The sequence below is a fragment of the Cellulosimicrobium sp. PMB13 genome (assembly GCF_051294865.1).
In the GTDB taxonomy this organism is placed as follows: domain Bacteria; phylum Actinomycetota; class Actinomycetes; order Actinomycetales; family Cellulomonadaceae; genus Cellulosimicrobium.
The window spans coordinates 573,402-590,649 of the sequence record NZ_CP145910.1 but is presented as its reverse complement, the minus strand read 5'-3'; the positions used below and the strand labels follow the sequence as shown (position 1 = coordinate 590,649).

The 17,248-nt window shown below is 74.6% G+C and carries 19 protein-coding genes; 12 read left to right on the top strand and 7 right to left on the bottom strand.

The genetic code is table 11. The features are described from left to right. Positions 1-374 precede the first annotated feature (374 nt). The 4 genes from V5D56_RS02865 to V5D56_RS02850 all read left to right on the top strand — a co-directional run bounded on the left by V5D56_RS02865 (position 375) and on the right by V5D56_RS02850 (position 4,946). A complete protein-coding gene (locus tag V5D56_RS02865; RefSeq protein WP_435737559.1) occupies positions 375-1,985 on the top strand; it encodes a nucleobase:cation symporter-2 family protein in 1,611 nt (536 codons plus the stop codon). A 176-nt stretch (positions 1,986-2,161) separates the two neighbouring features. Continuing rightward, positions 2,162-3,637 (top strand): amino acid permease, encoded by a 1,476-nt coding sequence (locus V5D56_RS02860; protein ID WP_435737558.1) that lies wholly within the window; start codon positions 2,162-2,164, stop codon positions 3,635-3,637. A gap of 96 nt (positions 3,638-3,733) precedes the next feature. Then, positions 3,734-4,378: a lysophospholipid acyltransferase family protein gene (locus V5D56_RS02855; protein WP_435737557.1), complete on the top strand. Its 645-nt coding sequence runs from the start codon at positions 3,734-3,736 to the stop codon at positions 4,376-4,378. A gap of 199 nt (positions 4,379-4,577) precedes the next feature. After that, the gene (locus V5D56_RS02850) at positions 4,578-4,946 is read left to right on the top strand and encodes a hypothetical protein (RefSeq protein WP_435737556.1); all 369 of its coding nucleotides are present in this window, start codon (positions 4,578-4,580) and stop codon (positions 4,944-4,946) included. Here the strand turns inward: V5D56_RS02850 and V5D56_RS02845 are convergent. Next, positions 4,930-5,676, bottom strand: coding sequence for a ZIP family metal transporter (locus V5D56_RS02845; protein WP_435737555.1), 747 nt, complete (start codon positions 5,674-5,676; stop codon positions 4,930-4,932). The genes V5D56_RS02850 and V5D56_RS02845 overlap by 17 nt on opposite strands. A gap of 127 nt (positions 5,677-5,803) precedes the next feature. On the opposite strand from V5D56_RS02845, the gene V5D56_RS02840 reads away from it, so the two are divergent. From V5D56_RS02840 to V5D56_RS02825, 4 genes are all read left to right on the top strand, one after another. Continuing rightward, complete coding sequence (locus tag V5D56_RS02840; RefSeq protein WP_435737554.1) at positions 5,804-7,153, top strand: sensor histidine kinase; 1,350 nt, start codon at positions 5,804-5,806, stop codon at positions 7,151-7,153. A 54-nt stretch (positions 7,154-7,207) separates the two neighbouring features. Beyond that, positions 7,208-7,870, top strand: coding sequence for a response regulator (locus tag V5D56_RS02835; RefSeq protein ID WP_435737553.1), 663 nt, complete (start codon positions 7,208-7,210; stop codon positions 7,868-7,870). Between the two features lie 100 nt (positions 7,871-7,970). Continuing rightward, entirely contained in the window at positions 7,971-8,408 is a 438-nt protein-coding gene (locus V5D56_RS02830) for a DoxX family protein (RefSeq protein WP_435737552.1), read from the top strand. Between the two features lie 75 nt (positions 8,409-8,483). Next, positions 8,484-9,689, top strand: coding sequence for a hypothetical protein (locus V5D56_RS02825; protein ID WP_435737551.1), 1,206 nt, complete (start codon positions 8,484-8,486; stop codon positions 9,687-9,689). A 1-nt stretch (position 9,690) separates the two neighbouring features. On the opposite strand, the gene V5D56_RS02820 is transcribed toward V5D56_RS02825, so the two are convergent. The 4 genes from V5D56_RS02820 to V5D56_RS02805 form a co-directional block, all read right to left on the bottom strand. Next, on the bottom strand, positions 9,691-10,260 hold the full coding sequence (locus tag V5D56_RS02820) for a dihydrofolate reductase family protein (protein ID WP_435737550.1): 570 nt from the start codon (positions 10,258-10,260) through the stop codon (positions 9,691-9,693). An 86-nt stretch (positions 10,261-10,346) separates the two neighbouring features. Further along, complete coding sequence (locus V5D56_RS02815; RefSeq protein WP_435737549.1) at positions 10,347-11,213, bottom strand: hypothetical protein; 867 nt, start codon at positions 11,211-11,213, stop codon at positions 10,347-10,349. Positions 11,214-11,303: 90 nt separating this feature from the next. Then, positions 11,304-11,951, bottom strand: coding sequence for a hypothetical protein (locus V5D56_RS02810; protein WP_435737548.1), 648 nt, complete (start codon positions 11,949-11,951; stop codon positions 11,304-11,306). A 38-nt stretch (positions 11,952-11,989) separates the two neighbouring features. Beyond that, positions 11,990-13,066: an App1 family protein gene (locus V5D56_RS02805; protein WP_435737547.1), complete on the bottom strand. Its 1,077-nt coding sequence runs from the start codon at positions 13,064-13,066 to the stop codon at positions 11,990-11,992. Between the two features lie 153 nt (positions 13,067-13,219). Between V5D56_RS02805 and V5D56_RS02800 the strand changes: the two genes are divergently transcribed. Both V5D56_RS02800 and V5D56_RS02795 read left to right on the top strand, forming a co-directional pair. Next, a complete protein-coding gene (locus V5D56_RS02800) occupies positions 13,220-13,678 on the top strand; it encodes a hypothetical protein (protein ID WP_435738940.1) in 459 nt (152 codons plus the stop codon). A 116-nt stretch (positions 13,679-13,794) separates the two neighbouring features. Beyond that, the gene (locus tag V5D56_RS02795; protein ID WP_435737546.1) at positions 13,795-14,691 is read left to right on the top strand and encodes a LysR family transcriptional regulator; all 897 of its coding nucleotides are present in this window, start codon (positions 13,795-13,797) and stop codon (positions 14,689-14,691) included. 3 nt (positions 14,692-14,694) lie between these two features. On the opposite strand, the gene V5D56_RS02790 is transcribed toward V5D56_RS02795, so the two are convergent. Continuing rightward, positions 14,695-15,396, bottom strand: a complete 702-nt coding sequence (locus V5D56_RS02790; protein WP_435737545.1) for a type 1 glutamine amidotransferase domain-containing protein — start codon at positions 15,394-15,396, stop codon at positions 14,695-14,697. A 222-nt stretch (positions 15,397-15,618) separates the two neighbouring features. Here V5D56_RS02790 and V5D56_RS02785 point away from each other — a divergent pair, with 222 nt between their 5' ends. Continuing rightward, the gene (locus V5D56_RS02785; RefSeq protein WP_435737544.1) at positions 15,619-16,173 is read left to right on the top strand and encodes a pyridoxamine 5'-phosphate oxidase family protein; all 555 of its coding nucleotides are present in this window, start codon (positions 15,619-15,621) and stop codon (positions 16,171-16,173) included. After that, a complete protein-coding gene (locus V5D56_RS02780) occupies positions 16,170-16,538 on the top strand; it encodes a TfoX/Sxy family protein (RefSeq protein WP_435737543.1) in 369 nt (122 codons plus the stop codon). The genes V5D56_RS02785 and V5D56_RS02780 overlap by 4 nt, the downstream gene beginning before the upstream one ends. Here V5D56_RS02780 and V5D56_RS02775 read toward each other — a convergent pair. Next, complete coding sequence (locus V5D56_RS02775; protein ID WP_435737542.1) at positions 16,535-17,200, bottom strand: nucleoside/nucleotide kinase family protein; 666 nt, start codon at positions 17,198-17,200, stop codon at positions 16,535-16,537. The two genes, V5D56_RS02780 and V5D56_RS02775, sit on opposite strands and share 4 nt — an antisense overlap. Positions 17,201-17,248 lie beyond the last annotated feature (48 nt).

Genomic DNA, 17,248 nt, shown 5'->3' with positions numbered 1-17,248 from the left:
CGGTGCCTGCCGAACCCCGGGTTACGGGCCGTTCGAGGGCTCGATCGCCGCACAACCCGGGGTTCGCCACCGCCACGTGCCGAACCCGGGGTTACGGGTCGTCGTGTGCCGAACCCGGGGCCATGCGCGCTTCGGCGGCTCGATCGCCGCACAACCCGGGGTTCGGCGCCCCAACCCATCGGTCGCGCAGTCGGGTCCGATCCCAGACGGGTGACCCGACGGATCGACGCCCCGAAGGTCGGGCGGATCCGGATCGCGTCGCCGCAGGCCACGGACGAGTTGGTGATCGGGACTTGACACGCGTCACACTTGGGGTTCGAATGGTGGAAGTACTTTTCCGCTGAGCGGAACGATAGCTGACGAGGAGGTCCGCTATGAACGCGCGAGCCCAGAAGGTCGCGGACGACGCCGAACGCCGTCCCGTACGCCCCGAGGACCAGCGTCTGCCCCTCGGGGCGACGTTCGGTTACGGCTTCCAGCACGTCCTGACGATGTACGGCGGCATCATCGCCCCGCCGCTGATCGTCGGCTCCGCCGCGGGCCTCACCCCCGCCGAGATCGGCACGCTCGTCGCCGCGTCGCTCTTCATGGGCGGCCTGGCGACGATCCTGCAGACGATCGGCATCCCGTTCTTCGGCTCGCAGCTTCCGCTGGTGCAGGGCGTGTCGTTCGCGGGCGTGTCGACGATGGTCGCGATCGTCGGCGGCGGGGGAGGGATGCAGGCCGTGCTGGGCGCCGTGCTCGTGGCGTCGGCGGTCGGCTTCCTCATCACGCCGTTCTTCGCGCAGATCATCCGGTTCTTCCCACCGGTGGTCACGGGCGTCGTGATCACGACGATCGGCCTCACGCTCATGCCCGTCGCCGCGAACTGGGCGATGGGCGGCAACGCGGACTCGCCGGACTACGGCTCGGTGAGCAACATCGGGCTCGCGGCGCTGACCTTCGCCATCGTCATCCTGCTCTCCAAGGTCGGCAGCGGGACCGTCTCGCGCCTGTCGATCCTCCTCGCGATCGTCCTGGGCACGGTCGTCGCGCTCTTCACGGGCCAGGCCGACTTCTCGGGCGTGGGCGACGGTCCCGTCGCGGCGTTCCCCGCGTTCCTGGGCTTCGGCGCCCCGACGTTCGAGATCGCCGCGATCGTCTCCATGCTCATCGTGATCCTCGTGACGCTCACCGAGACGACGGCGGACATCATCGCCGTCGGTGAGATCGTCGAGACCAAGGTGGACCGCAAGCGCATCGCCAACGGCCTGCGCGCCGACATGGCGTCGTCGGTGGTGTCGCCGTTCTTCGGGTCGTTCACGCAGTCCGCGTTCGCGCAGAACGTCGGCCTGGTGGCCATCACGGGCATCAAGTCGCGGTTCGTCGTCTCGGCGGGCGGCGCGATCCTCGTGGTCCTGGGTCTGCTGCCGATCCTGGGGCGCGTCGTGGCCGCCGTCCCGACGCCGGTCCTCGGCGGTGCCGGTGTCGTGCTGTTCGGCTCGGTCGCGGCGTCGGGAATCCGCACGCTCGCGAAGGTCGACTACTCGAACTCGGTGAACCTCATCATCGTCGCCGCGTCGATCTCGTTCGGCATGATCCCCATCGCGAAGCCCGACTTCTACGACCAGTTCCCCACGTGGTTCGGCATCATCTTCCACTCGGGGATCAGCTCGGCCGCGATCATGGCGATCCTGCTGAACATCCTGTTCAACCACATCAAGGCCGGGACGCCGCCGGACCCGTCGGTGTTCGCGGAGGGCGCCGAGCGGGGCGCGAGCGCGGTGGACGACGACGACCTCGAGGACCTCGAGGACGACGGCGTGCTCAACGGCTCGACCGGACGTCCCGCGCCGGCGTCGTCGACCCCGGCAGGCACCACCCCGGACGGCACCACCCCGCCCGTCGGCCCGGCTCACGAGGACGACCCCGCTGCGCGTCCGGCCACGGAACCGCGCCGGGAGGCGAGGCACGTGGCCCCGGCGCCGCGCACGGCGACGCCCTAGGGGCCGAGGCACAAGGGCGTGCCCGACGACGCCCCGCACCTGCGCGACGACACGCGCCCGGGTGCGGGGCGCCGTCGTGCCCGGACCTGTCGGGGCGAGGGATCACCGGGCCTGACGGCGGTCAGGTAGCGTCGGACGTCGGCCGACCGGCCGGACCCCTCCCACCGCAGGACCTCATGAGCACCTCCACGCCCCCCTCCCACCGGACGCCCCGCCCTGGCCCGGCCGCCACCGGCCCGACGTCCCCCGACCGGCTCAGCCACGGCCTGCGCGCCCGGCACCTGACGATGATGGGTCTCGGCTCGGCGATCGGTGCCGGGCTCTTCCTCGGCTCGGGCGTCGGGATCGCGACCGCCGGGCCCGCGGTGCTCGTGTCGTACGCCATCGCCGGGGTCCTCGTCATCCTCGTCATGCGGATGCTCGCCGAGATGGCGAGCGCGCGGCCCGCGAGCGGGTCGTTCTCCGTGTACGCGGAGGAGGCGCTGGGCCCGTGGGCCGGGTTCGTCCTCGGCTGGCTCTACTGGTTCATGCTCGTCATGGTGCTCGGCGCGGAGATCACGGGTGCCGCCGTGATCGTCACCGGCTGGTTCCCGGGCGTGCCGCAGTGGGGCGTGGCGCTCGCCGTCGTGACGGTGTTCGCCGTCGTGAACCTGTGGGGTGTGCGGCAGTTCGGCGAGTTCGAGTTCTGGTTCGCGTTCGTCAAGGTCGCGGCGATCGTCGGGTTCCTGGTGGTCGGCGTGCTGCTCGTTCTCGGCCTCCTGCCCGGCACGGATCCCGTGGGGACGAGCAACCTCCTCGGGCACGGCGGCTTCGCGCCCGAGGGCCTGGCCGGCGTGGCGGCGGGGCTGCTCGTCGTGGTCTTCGCGTTCGGCGGCATCGAGATCGTCACAATCGCCGCCGCCGAGGCCCGCGACCCGCGCACGGCCGTCGCGCGCGCCACGCGGTCCATCGTGTGGCGCATCCTCCTGTTCTACCTGGGCTCGGTCGCGATCATGGTGCTCGTGCTGCCGTGGGACTCCCCGCTCCTCGCGGAGAGCCCGTTCGTCGCGGTGCTGGACCTCGCGGGCCTCCCGGGCGCCGCGCGGCTCATGGAGGTCGTCGTGGTCGTCGCGCTGCTGTCGGCGTTCAACGCGAACGTCTACGGCACGTCGCGCATGGCGTACTCGCTCGCCGGTCGGGGCGACGGCCCGACGGCGCTGCGCCGCGTCTCGCGCCGCGACGTCCCGTGGGTCTCGGTGCTGGTGTCGGTGTTCTTCTCGCTCGTCGCCGTGGGCCTCAACTGGCTCGCGCCCGACGCGCTCCTCGGCGTCCTCCTCAACGCCGTCGGTGCGGCGCTGCTCGTCGTGTGGGTGCTCGTCGCGGTGTCACAGCTGCGCCTGCGACGCCGGCTCGAGGCCGAGGCGCGGGCCGCCGGCGAGCCCCTGACGCTGCGCATGTGGGGCTACCCGTGGCTCACGTGGGCGGTCCTCGTCGGTCTCGCGGCGCTCGCCGTGCTCATGCTCACGGACGACACCGCGCGCGCCCAGCTCGCCTCGACGGCGGGGCTCGTCGTCGTGCTCCTCGCCCTGTACGCGCTCACGCGCGGAGGCCGCGCGCGGCGGCTGGCGGCGGCGCCGGCGCCGACCCGTGACCGGCCCGAGGCCACCGACTGAGCACGGTGCCGCCGTCGTGCACCGGCGTGCACGACGTCGTCGCAGGTCACCCCGCGCGTGCACGGGCGTGCGCGGACGACGGTGCACAATGAGCGGATGACCTACCGCGTCCTCAGGCTCATCCTGTCGCTGCTCGCGTACGTGCTGCTGCGACCCCAGGTGACCGGACGCAACAACATCCCGCGCAACGGTGCGGTCATCCTGGCGAGCAACCACCTGTCGTTCATCGACTCGCTCCTCATCCCGATCGTCGCGCCGCGGCACGTGACGTTCCTCGCGAAGGCCGAATACTTCGAGGGCCGCGGCATCAAGGGGCGGCTGTCGCGGTGGTTCTTCACGACGATCGGCATGATCCCCGTCCAGCGCGACGACCCGCGCGCCGGCCAGCGCTCCCTCGAGGACGCGCTCGAGGTGCTGCAGCGCGGCGGCGCGTTCGGCATCTACCCGGAGGGGACCCGCTCGCGCGACGGCAAGCTGCACCAGGGCCGGACCGGTGTCGCGTGGCTCGCGCTCGCCGGGCACGCGCCCGTCGTCCCGGTCGCGGTGCGCGGCACGGACAAGGTTCAGCCGATCGGCGCGCGGCTCCCGCGCATCCACCGGGTGCAGGTGCACTTCGGCAAGCCCATCGACCCGCAGCGCCAGCTCACGGCGGGGACGAAGCCGGCACAGGCACGCCGCGAGCTGACCGACGAGGTCATGGCGTCGATCCACCGCATGAGCGGCCAGGAGCTCGCGGCCTGACCTGGGCCCTGCCGAACACGACCTGACAGTCGTTCTGCGGCCCTTCGCGACCGTCAGGTCTTGTTCGACGGCGCGCGAGGTCGTGCTCGACGGCGACGCCGTCGCTCCACCTGTTGACACCGGTCGCGTTCCCCCAAACACTGGCGGCAGAGTTCGCCCGCAGGGGGGCTGACCAGGGTCAGGATGGACGGCGACGAGGATGACCGCAGGCACGCACGGGTCGACGGGTGCCACCGCGGCTCGCGAGACGGACGCGGTGCGCGCCCTGAGACCGGTGGACGAGCACGCGTACCTCGAGCGCGGCACAGCGCCGCGGCGTCCGGGTCTCCTCGGGAACTCACCGTGGGCGGTCGCCTTCTGGTGGGGAGTCGGTGCTGCCTTCTTCGCAGCAGGGGTCCTCTGGCCCGGCGCACGTGTTGCGTTCGTCGTCGCGTTCGTCGTCGTCTCGCTCACGCTCGTGGCCGTCGCTGTCCGTCAGTCCCACCGACGCGAGCCGTCGGACGGGTCGACGACACCCGCCCCGCGCTCCGCAGCGATCACGACGTCGCGCGTCAGCCGATCGAGCTGAGCCCGAACGCCGTCGCGAAGCCCAGCACGGTGACCAGGCCCGTCACCGGTCCGCCGAACTCCGTGGCCTCCGGGATCATCGTGTCGACGAGCATCGTGAGCAGCGCGCCCGCGGCGAACGCCTGGGTGACCGCGACGACGGCCGGTGACGCGCCGTCGAGCGCGAGGTAGCCGAACCCTGCGGCGAGGGCCGACACGACCGTCGTCGACCCCCACAGCATCCACAGCCGCGACGGTCGCGTGCCGGACTTGAGCAGGCCCGACGTCGCCGCCATCGCCTCCGGCAGGTTGGACAGGAACACGGCGGCGAGCATCGCGACGCTCACACCGCCGCCACCGATGAGGGTCGCGCCGAGCACGACCGACTCGGGGATCCCGTCGAGCACGGTGCCGAGCGCGATCGCGGCGCCGCCCGTCCCGCCCGCGGCCTGGACGGTGCGACCCTGCACGCCGGTCGAGCGCTTGCGGCCCTCGCCACCGAGGTTGTCGATCACCCGGTCGCCCACGAAGAACGTCAGCGCACCGCCCGCGAGCCCGGCGAGCAGCAGCCATCCGCTCACGCTGCGCGACGCGTCCTCCACGAGGTCGTACGCGACGGCGCTGATGAGCACGCCCGCGCCGAAGGCCATGACCAGACCGACCGCGCGCTGCCCGGGCGGGCGCCACAGGACCACCGCCGCGCCGATCAGCAGCGACGAGCTCGCGAGCAGCCCCCACCAGAAGCCCTCCATGGGACCAGTGGACCAGCGCGGCGCACGGACCGCGCGGCGGGTGCCCGACGGCGTCGCTCACCCCGACGGCGTCGCTCACCCGGGCGGGGGAGGCGGGCCGGGTGGCGCCCGGGGGAGGATGGGGCGCATGACGCAGGGGACGCGCCGGGGCAGCCGCGACACGGCGCGGTGGCTGACCGCGCCGCTGCGCAGCGCGTCGACCGTGCGCGCGGGCGTGTACCTCGTGATCGGCGGGGTCGTCGCGGGCGCCTACCTCGTCCTCGTGACCGGGTTCGTGCAGATGTTCACGTCCACGCAGACGCCGCGCGTCGCCGCGGGGGTGCTGGCCGCCCTCTCGGCGGTGATCGCGGCGACGCCGCCGTTCCTCGCGCCGGTGCGGGCCCTGGAGATCGCGGCGGTACGGACGTTCCTCGACGTCGACCTCCCGACGCCGGCCGGCGACGCGAACCCGAGCGCCGCGACCCGGTGGCGGGCAGCGGCCTGGTACGCGCTGCACCTCGCGCTCGGGGCGGCCGTGCTCGTCGTGGTGCTGCTGGCGATCCCGGTCGCGACGCAGCTCGTCCTGTCGGCCCTCGGGATCGAGCCGGTGCTGCTCACCGACTGGCGGCCGTGGGAGCTCGTGCCGTCCTGGGCCGACACCTGGGCGCTGGCCGTGGTCGCGCTCGTGCTGCTGCTCGTCCTGCCGTACGTGGCCGCTGCCGCGCGGGCGCTGCTGCGCCAGGCGGCATGGCCGCTGCTCGGGCCGGACCAGTCCGAGCGCATCGCCGAGCTCGAGGCCGCGGCCGACCGCGACGCCGAGCGCGGGCGGCTCGCGCGCGAGCTGCACGACTCCGTCGGCCACGCGCTCACCGTCACGACGCTCCAGGCCGCGGCCGCCTCGCGGCTGCTGGCCACGGACCCCGAGGCGGCGCGGCGCGCGCTCGTCGCGATCGAGGAGACGGGACGCACGGCGATGGCCGACCTCGACCACGTCCTCGGTCTGCTGCGGTCCGACGGCGCCGGCGCCGCGCGGTCGCCCGCCCGCACCCTCACGGACCTGCCCGCGCTGCTCGACGACGCCCGGCGCACGGGGGCCGACGTCGCTCTCGACGACGTGCCCGGGCACCGGCGCGGGACCGGTCGCGGGTCGGCCGACGCCGGGCTCGCCGACGTGCCGCGCGCGACGTCGCAGGAGGCATACCGCGTGGTGCAGGAGGCGCTCACCAACGCGCTGCGCCACGCGCCGGGAGCCGCGGTGACGGTCGCCGTCGGGATCGAGGACCCGGAGGTGCTGCGCGTCGAGGTGCGCAACCCGCTCCCGGTGGACGGCGCGCCGTCGGTCGACGGTTCGCGCCCCGCGCGTCCCGGAGGGCGCGGCGTCGCGGGCATACGCGAGCGCGCCCGCCTGCTGCGCGGGGAGGTGGTCGCCGGTCCCGCGGCCGACGGCGGCACGTGGGTCGTGCGCGCGACGTTCCCGCTGCGGAGGACCGGTGCGTGACCTCCCCGCGGGGACGACCGAGCGCACGACGCCGCCGCTGACAGGATCGAGCACATGACGAGCACCGCGCCCGACGGGACCATCCGCGTCGTCCTGGTCGACGACGAGCCGCTCGTGCGCGCGGGGCTGCGCGTCATCCTCGACGCGGAGCCGGACCTCGAGGTCGTGGGAGAGGCCGGTGACGGCGTCGACGTGCCGCACGTCGTCGCCACCACCCGGCCCGACGTCGTGCTCATGGACGTGCGCATGCCGCGCGTCGACGGCATCGCGGCGACGACGGCGCTCCTCGCGCGCGCCCCGGCGCCCCGCGTGCTCGTCGTCACGACGTTCGAGAACGACGACCACGTGCTCGACGCCCTGCGCGCCGGGGCCCACGGGTTCCTGCTCAAGCGGGCCCGGCCCGAGGAGGTCGTGCAGGCGGTGCGCGTCGTCGCGCGCGGCGAGTCGCTGCTGTTCCCGGACGCCGTGCGTCGGCTCGCGACCGCGCGGCCCCCTGCCGGCGACGAGCTGCGCGGCGCACGGCTCACCGAGCGCGAGGGCGAGGTGCTGCGGCTCATGGCGGCCGGCCTGTCGAACGCCGAGATCGCGGGCGAGCTCTACCTCGGCGTCGAGACCGTGCGCACGCACGTGGGCAACGTGCTCGCGAAGCTGGGCGTCCGGGACCGCACCCAGGCCGTGGTGCGCGCCTACGAGTCGGGATTCGTCCGGGCCGGATGACCCGCGGGCACGCGGCACGGCCACGCGGGGCTGCCGGCCCGGTGGCCGTCAGATCCGGCCGCCGCCTGCGAGACGCCCCGGACGGTGCGAGCATCGGGCGATGGACCTCTCCGCGCTCACGAAGCCGACCCGCACGTCCCTCCCCGCCACGGTCGCGCGCATCGCGCTCGGTGTCGCGCTCGTCGGGGCGGGCGTCAGCCACCTCACCGTCGCGCGCGAGGAGTTCCAGGCGCAGGTGCCCGACTGGTTCCCGGTCGACGAGGACGTGACCGTGCTCGCGTCGGGGGTGGTGGAGATCGTCCTCGGCGGCTCGCTCGTCGTGCTGTCGCGGTGGAAGGTGGCCGTCGGGCTCGTCGCGGCGGCGTTCTTCGTCGTGATCTTCCCCGGCAACGTCGCGCAGTGGCTGGAGGGCAAGGACGGGTTCGGGCTGGACACGGACGCCAAGCGCTTCGGCAGGCTGTTCTTCCAGCCGGTGCTCGTCGCGTGGGCGCTGTGGTCCACGGGCGCGCTGCGCGCCCTGCGTCGCGCGCGCGACTGACGGTCCCCCGGACGGGGGAGGCGCGTCACCGCGGCGGGTGATCCCCGGGGTCCCGTGCGGGACGAGGGTCGAGTCATGAACACACCACACCCCGACACCCGACCTCTCCACGCCGAGAACGCCCCGACCGCTCCCGATCGTCCGCCGACCCCGGACCGGTCGCGGCCGCGCCGCGCCGAACCCGCCGGGGGCATCGAGTCCCCTCACCGCGCCGATCGCGCCCGCCGGGCGCGCGGCACCTGGATCGGTCCCACCGCCGCGCTGTGGTGGGCCCTGGGTGCCGTCGCCGCACTCGTCGTCACGCTCACGGGCGGCACCCTGCCGGTCGGTGACGCCGACGCCACCGGGTTCAGCGCGCTGAGCGCCGTCCGCGGCGAAGCCCTCACGCCGTGGGTCGCCGTCCTCGCGCTCGCGGGCGCGGCGCTCGCCGCATGGACCTGGCGCGGTGGCCGGACCGGGCCCACGCCGCGGGGCGTGCGGATCGCGACCTGCGCCGCCGTGGGCGTCGTCCTCGCGGGGTCCGTCGTCCTCGTCGACGCCTCGATCCTCGCCCGGATCGGCTACCTCCCGGTCACCGCGATCATGGCGCCGTTCGACGCGGACCTGCGTGCCGCGTTCGCCGACTTCCTCACCCCCGGTGTGCTGCTGCAGCTCGCGGTGCTCCTCGGCGCGGGTCTCCTCGCGGCGTCGACCACCCGGTTCGCGCGCCGAGCGGTCGGCGCGTGCGAGTCGTGCGGCCGTCGGCACGACGGCGCCGACCCCGCCTGGACCACGCCCGCGTCGGCAGCCCGCTGGGGCCGTGCCGCCGCCCTCGTCGCCGCCGCGGCCCCGCTGTTCTACGCCGTGACCCGGATCGCCTGGGTGCTCGGCATCCCGCTCGGCTTCTCGCCCGACGACGTCGCCGCCCTCGCCGGGGACGACGGCTGGATCGCGGCGCTCGGCCTGGGCGCGTTCGCGCTCGTCGGCGCGGTGCTCACGCTGGGCCTGTTCCAGCGCTGGGGCGAGGTCTTCCCGCGCTGGATGCTCGGCCTCGCCGGCCGTCGCGTCCCCGTCAACCTCGCGGTGATCCCCGCGACGATCGTCGCCGTCGCGGTCCTCCCGGCCGGGCTGTCGCTCGTCGCCCTGGGCCTGGGCGACGAGAAGCTCGCGATCACCGCCGACTCCTGGGGCGCCGTCGGCCCGACGCTCCTGTGGCCCCTGTGGTCGGTCGCCCTCGGCGCCGCGACCTACGCCTACTGGCTCCGCCGCCGGGGCACGTGCGTCGTGTGCGGCCGGGGCTAGGTCACGCCGGAGCGTGCGCCGGTCGGTATCGCTGGGCGACGGCCCCCGACCGGAGCTCGCGCCGGTCCACGGGCTCGAGCCGGATGCGCTCGCGCAGACCGGAGAGCAACGTCGGCCCGTGCCCGGCGAGGACCGGCTGCACGACGAGCTCGTACTCGTCGATCAGTCCCAGGTCTGCCAGGGCCAGGGGCAGCGTCACGCCGCCGACCCACAGGCCCTCGCCGGGCTCCTGCTTGAGCCGCTCGACCGCCGTTCCCAGGTCGCCGCGCAGCAGCTCCGCGTTCCAGTCGACCGCGCTCAGCGTGCTCGACACGACGTACTTCTTCGCCCGGTCGATGGCCTCGGCGAACGGGACCTGCCACTCGTCCATCCAGTCGGGCCACGAGCCCGTGGCCGGTTTCCGCCACGCCGACTCCATCATCTGGTAGGTCACCCGACCGAACAGCAGGGCGTCGGCGCGCTCCATCTCGGCGGTCCAGTAGCGCATCGACTCCTCGTCCGGGGGCAGCCCGGCCTCGTGATGGCAGCAGCCGTCGAGCGTGACGTTGATCGAGTAGCGGAGTGGTCTCATCTGTTCGCTCTCCCTTGATGCGCGCAAGCGTGCTCTCACCGGACCTTGCTCAGACGGTTGGCGGCGTCCTTTCTCATCGGCGGGCGCTACCGCGGCTCGACGGGTCCGTCCTCGCCGGCGACGAGGTCGCCGCAGCTCGTCTCCTGGGCCGTCGTGACGACCGGGTCGTCCGGGCCGGCGTCCGTCGCGACGGTCTCCTCCTCGCCGTTCGTCGCGGTGCGGGCGTCGGCGTCGAGGTCCACGAAGGTGCGGTCGACGGTGAAGGAGGTGCCGTCGTCGGACACGGCGTTCAGCCCGGCGAGCCGCAGCTCGCCGTCCTGCTCCGTGCAGCCGACGCCCGTGCCGAAGCCGGTGAAGCCCTTGTCGAACGTGTAGGGCGCGCCCTGGGCGTCCTGCGTCGGCGTCACGGCGCAACCGGCGGCCGAGAGCAGCAGCACCTCCCGGCCCGTGTCGACGAGCGCGATCGGCGCGGTCCCGTCCCCGGCCGCGACGAGCTGGACGACGGCGCTCGCGGGCTGCGGGCTCGCCGACCCGATCGGTGCGGAGAACGTCGCGCCCGACGCCGTCGTGATGCCGAACGCCCGGTCGGGCCCGCCGGTGAGCCAGGCGGTGTCGGGACGGCCGTCGCCGTCCACGTCGACGACCTCGTCCGTGTCCGCGCCTGCCGGCGGACCGTCGCCCTCGGCCGGGCATCCCTCGGCGGCCGGTGTCGTCGGGTCCTCGCTCGGCGACGAGGTCTCGGTGGGGGTCGCCGATCCGCTCGCGGTGCCCGACGGCGCGGGCGACGCCGCGGGGTCGGTCCCGGAGGGCCGGTTCACGAGCCACACGACGAGCCCGACGACGAGCACCGCGACGACGGTCAGCACGATCCAGGGCCACGTCCGTCGGGTCTGCTCGCCCGTCTCCGACGGGCCCTGGCCGGCGGGTGGTGGGGCGGGGCGCGGCGTCGTCATGTCCTCAGGCAACCACCCGCGTGGCGCGGCGGCATCCGGGCGGCGGCGGTATCGGGACTCGCCACCGCGCCCGGTACCTCCTCCGGTCGCCTACCCCGCCGAGCGCGCCTGCTCGGCGAGCTCGGCGAGGGTGGTGAGCCGCGCGGCCCAGAAGGCCTTGAGGGGCGCGGCGTCGTCGGCCGAGCGCAGCCCGCCGTGCTGGACGCCGACCCGGACCTTGCCCGCCGGGGTGCCGTCGGCCGCGCGCGGCTGGTACAGCCCGATCGTCACGCGACCGGGCCGGTCCGGCGGCGCGCCCAGCGCACCGACCGGCCACGCGAGGCGCACGGACGACGTCGGCGTGGCCCCGAGGACCTCCAGCCGCTCGCCCGCGCCCACCTCGCCGAGAGCCGCGTCGAGCCACCGCGCGCGCGAGGCGTCGTCGGCCACGAGGGCGTACACCTCGTCGAGCGTCCCGACGACCGACCGGCTGGGAGAGACCTCGTACGTGCCGTCGGACCGCTGGCCGGGCGCGCGCATCCCGCGCTCCTGCTCGTACGCGACCGTGAGCGACTGCGCCCACCAGCCGTCGACGCCCTGCTCCTCGACGAGCCAGGCGGCGATGTCCCGGTGGGTCCACGTCGTCGCGTCCTGGGCGTCGAGCAGCGCGAACCACGTCGCTCGCGGCTGACCGGTCGCGGTGGCGACGGCGTCGTCGCCCAGGGCCTCGGTGTGTCGGCGGACACCTTCGGTGCTCATGGTCCCAGCGTCCCACCACCCCCTGGCGGGTGCATCACTCAGCGTCGGTAGGCCGCCAGGGCCTGCGCGAGCGAGCGGGCGAGCGCGGAGCCGTCCGGCCCCTGCGCCGCCGGGACGGGGGCCTCGTGCTCGGGGCGGTGGGCGTCGTCGCCCGGCGTGGGCAGGGGCGAGCCGTGGGAGAGCACCTGCTGCGTGGGCGTGAGCTGACGGATCGCGATCGCGGCGACGTGGTCGGGGTGCTGGCGCGCCGCGCGCGTGTAGATCTCCGGGTCGTGCTGGCCGTCGTCGCCGATCAGGAGCCAGTCGACGTCCGGGAGCTCCTGCACGAGCCGGTCGATCGAGGTGTTCTTGTGCTCGCGTCCGCTGCGGAACCACCCCGTGTTGGTCGGTCCCCAGTCCGTGAGCAGCAGCGGGCCCGGCGGGTACGCGTTGCGCTGCAGGAAGCGGCGCAGGTTCGCCGCGGTGTTCCAGGCGCCCGTGGACACGTACACGAACGGGGTGCCGGGGTTCGCCGAGGCGATGCCCTGGTAGAGCACCGCCATGCCGGGCACCGGGACGCGCGCGCTCGAGTGCCGGACGAACGTGTTCCACGCGGCGAGCAGAGGACGCGGGACCGCGGTCACCATCGTGGTGTCGTCGATGTCGGAGACGACGCCGAGCCGTCGGCCGTCCGCGACGACCAGCACCCGGCCCGTCACGAGCTCGCCCGACGCGGGCCGGAACGTCACGTCGTGCCAGCCCGGGGGGAGCTCGACGTCGACCGTCACGTCCAGGTAGCCGGAACGGTCGGACCAGACGTCGACGACGGCGTCGCCCACGTGCACGCGCACCTCCTCGCGCGAAGCGGGCGCGGTGAAGAAGTAGCGCCAGCCGCGCCGGTCCGCCGTGGCAGTCGGGTCGTACGCGGGGCTCGCGAGCAGCACGCGGCCCAGGACCCGCACGCGGCGCGTGCTCCCGTACCCCGTGAACGGCTCGACTCGCGGTCGCCACCCACGTGCTTTCTGGAACCGGGAGACGACGGCGCGCCACCGGTCCTCGAGACGCGCCGCGCGGTGCGGGCGCTGGCTCGAGGTGGTCTGGGTCGTGACGGACGGTGGCGGTGCGGTCTGCGGCATGGGGGCGTCGGGTTCTCCGGTCGAGGGCGGCCGGGACAACCCTGTCACAGGCCGGTGACGCGCGCGGCCGGGGCGGAGGACCGCCGTCGGACCGGTGGTGCTCGCGTGCGGGAGGGTCGTGCGGGTCCTAGCGTGGCCGACGTGGCAGACGACGTGACGGACGAAGGGCAGGGCCGGCCGGGGGACCTGCCGGGGCGCGCGACGCCCGACGGCGTGAGCGATGGGACGGTCGAGGCGCTGGGCGCGCTGAGCGAGGCGCTCGAGACGACCGAGCGCGCGCGAGGCCACCTCTACACGTTCCACCAGCTCACCGGCGAGGCGGACCTCGCGCTCGGTGACGCGGTGGAGAAGCTGCGCGCGGCCGGTCACGACGACGTCGCCGACCGGATCGCGGCGGACCTCGTCGGGCGCAACGTAGTGTCGGGCCGGTGGACCTTCCAGCTCGTCGAGGACTACGACGACGGCTACTGGTCCGCGTTCCGCGAGCACGAGCGCCGGGCGCGCGACGAGCTCGCGGGGGGCGTGCGGCACCTGTTCGAGGCACGGATGAAGCAGGACCGGCGGTCGGCGGGCCGCCGAGGTCATGAGGCGGGACCGGTGGCTCCGGCCTGACCGGCGGCCCGATGCCGCACCCGCCATGCACCCGGTCGTCGCCCTGACCGCGGTATGCACAGGCGGCACCGCGCTCGGCGCGATGCCCGTGGGCCGATCCGTGCGAGCATGCGACCGTGGCAGCCCATCACCTGGAGCACCTGCGGACGTTCCTGACGGCCTACCGGGCCGGCTCGGTGAGCGATGCCGCACGGCTGCTGGGCATCTCTCAGCCCACCGCCTCGGGTCATGTGCGGGCGCTCGAGAGCGAGCTCGGTTACGCGTTGTTCGATCGCACGCCAGCCGGGGTGGTGGCTACGGCGCGTGCCGCGACCCTCGCGCAGCAGGCCGCCCGTCATCTGGACGCTCTGGAGGACCTCGTCGAGCTGTCGGGCGAGGGGAGCGCCGTCGTGCACGTCGGGGGTGCTGCCGAGCTGGTGGGCGAGGTGCTGGCGCCGCGTCTGCCGGAGCTGGTCGCGGCGGCGGGCGGCCCGCTGCGCCTGCACCTCGGGATGGCCGACGAGCTGCTCGAGGACCTGCGGCGCGGGGATCTCGACGCGGTCGTCAGCTCGGTGCGTCCGCGGGTCCAGGGGCTGAGCGGCGCACCGGTCGCCGACGAGGAGTTCGTCCTGGTCGGCGCGCCTCGCTGGGCGCAGGAGACCGGGGACGATGAGGGCACCGTCGGCGCGCTCGAGCGCATCCCGGTCGTGGCGTACGCCGAGAACCTGCCCATCGTGCGGCGCTACTGGCGGTCGGTGTTCGGGCATCGGCCCGACGCGGTGACGACGGCTGCCGTCGTGCCGGACCTGCGTGCCGTGCGTGCGGCGGTCGTCGCGGGCGCCGGGCTGTCGGTGCTCCCACGGTATCTGGTGAGGGAGCAGCTCGCGGTCGGGTCGCTCGTCGAGCTGCACCGGCCGGAGGTCGCCCCGCTCAACACCCTGTACGTCGTCACGCGGTCGGGGCGGCTCGAGGCGAGCCGGAGCCTTCGCGACCTGGCCGCCGTGATCGCGCGGATCACGGCGGCCGGGGTGTGACGCTCAGGCGGCGAGGAGCGCGAGGACGGCGGTCGCGACCTCGTCGCTCGACTGCGGGTTCTGCCCGCTGACGAGGTTGCCGTCGACGACGACGTGGCTGCTCCAGGGGGCGGCGGACTCGACGACGGCGCCGCGCTCGGCCAGCGCGTCCGCGACGAACCAGGGAGTGTTGGCACCGAGGCCACCCGAGGTCTCCTCCTCGTTGGTGAAGACCGTCACCCGGCGGCCCGCGAACGCGAAGGTCCCGTCGGGGCGGGTCGCGCTCAGCAGTGCCGCAGGGCCGTGGCAGAACGGTGCGACGACGCGGCCGGCGTCGTGGGCCGCGACGAGCGTCGCACCCACCACCGGGTCGCCGGCGAGGTCGGCCATGGGCCCGTGGCCGCCCGGCAGGACGACGGCGTCGAACTGCGTGACGTCGAGCGCGGAGAGGTCGGCGGGGTGCTCGAGCACCGGCTCGACGGTGTCCAGGTAGGCGGCGAGGTCGCGGACCTTGTCCTCGTCGCCCACGACGGTCACCTCGAGCGAACCCGGGTCGACGGGCGCGCGGCGCCCGCCCGGCGTCGCGACGACGACCTCGTGACCCGCGGCCGACAGCGTGCGGTGGGCGACCACCAGCTCCTCGGCCCAGAACCCGGTGGGATGGGTCGAGCCGTCGGCCAGTGTGAGCGAGTCTGCTGCCGTGACGATCATCAGGATGCGTGCCATGTGTCCTAGCGTGCGCGTCCGGCCCCGTCGAGGGCCATCGGCAAACTTGCGGGCCGTCATCACAGGACGAGACCGGCGCCGTCGGGTATACCGTCGTGCCCGTCGGCGCCCGACGACACGTCCGGCGTGGGCAGAGGGCCGGTTCTTCTCCTCCGGCGGCCGCAGGCCGATGAGTCTGCGCGGGCGCGCCGGTCGGAGGGAAGACCGACGAGAGGACCCGACGTGACCACCATCCTTGACGACAGCCCCGACGGGACGCTGATCCCCGGCTACAGCTCGCCCGGTGCGCGGCCCGTGCCCTGGGAGACCGTGCGGGGTGTGCTCGAGCGCGCCGAGATCTCGTGGATCTCGACCGTGCGCCCTGACGGGCGTCCGCACGTCACGCCCCTCATGACCGTCGTCGCCGACGGCTGCCTGCACGTGACGACCGGCCCCGACGAGCGCAAGGCGCGGAACCTCGCGCAGAACTCCCGGGTCGTGCTCACGACCGGCACGAACGCGTACGTCGACGCGCTCGACGTCGTGGTCGAGGGCGAGGCGCAGCGCGTGACGGACGACGGCGCGCTGCACCGCCTCGCCGAGCGGTGGCGGTGCAAGTACGGCGACGAGTGGGCGTTCACGGTGCAGGACGGGGCGTTCCGGCATCCCGACAGCGGCGAGTCGCTCGTCTTCGCGGTCCGCCCCGAGGTCGTCTTCGCGTACGAGCGCACGGCGGAGCACGCCGCGATGCGCTGGCGGTTCGACGGCGACGGCCCCGGCTCGGCCGGTGCCTCGTGACGAGCGACGCCGCGAGGGCCGCGCGGGACGAGCTGGTCGAACGGCTCCGGACGTTGCTCGCGGACGAGCCGTCGGTGCGCGAGGTGTCCATGTTCGGCGGTCGGTCGTTCATGGTCGACGACAAGATGGTCGTCAGCGCGCTCCCGGGCGGGGGCCTGCTCGTCCGCGTCGACGCCCGCCGCCACGACGAGCTCGTCGCGCGCCCGGGTGCCGCGCAGGCCGAGATGGGCGCGGGCCGGGACATGGGCCCGGGCTGGGTCGCGGTGGACGCCGCGGCCGTCGGCGGCGACGACGGGCTGTCGTCCTGGCTCGGTGTCGCCCTGGAGCACCACCGGGCAGCGACGGGACGGTCGGTCGAGACCTAGGAGGGGATCGCGCCGGAGACCACGAGGTCGGCGCGGGACCGCGTCGCCTCGACCACGCGCGCGTTGCGACCGTCGACCTCGGCCGCCCAGGCCGTGGCCGCCTCGACCGTGCGGCCGTGCCGCGTGTGGCGGTCGACGAGCCGTCGCTCGCGCTCCTCGCCGGTGGTGGAGCAGAACCACGCCTCGTCGAGCAGGTCGTGCACGCGGCCCCACGGCTCGTCGGGCACGAGGAGGTAGTTGCCCTCCACCACGACGACCCGGTGCCCGGGCTCCACGGCGATCTCGCCGGCCACGGGCTCGTCGACCTCGCGGTGGAACGACGGCGCGTACACGGTGTGGTCGACCTCGCCGCGCACGCGGCGCAGCAGGGCGACGAAGCCCCAGCCGTCGAACGTGTCCGGCGCGCCCTTGCGGTCGTGCCGACCGAGCCGGTCGAGCGTCGAGTTCGCGAGGTGGAACCCGTCCATCGGCAGGTGGACGGCGCCGGGGCCGAGCTCGTCGACGAGCCGGACGGCGAGCGTCGTCTTGCCCGCGCCGGGGCTGCCGGTGATCCCCACGACGACCCGGCCGCCGTCGGCCCGGTCCTGGAGCGACCGCACCCTCGCGGTGAGCGTGGCGAGGTCGGCCAGCTCGGTCGGCACGGCGCGCGTCGCGGTGTTCATGTCCCCAGTGTCCCGGCCGACGCCGGACCGAGGAACCCCGGTCCGGCG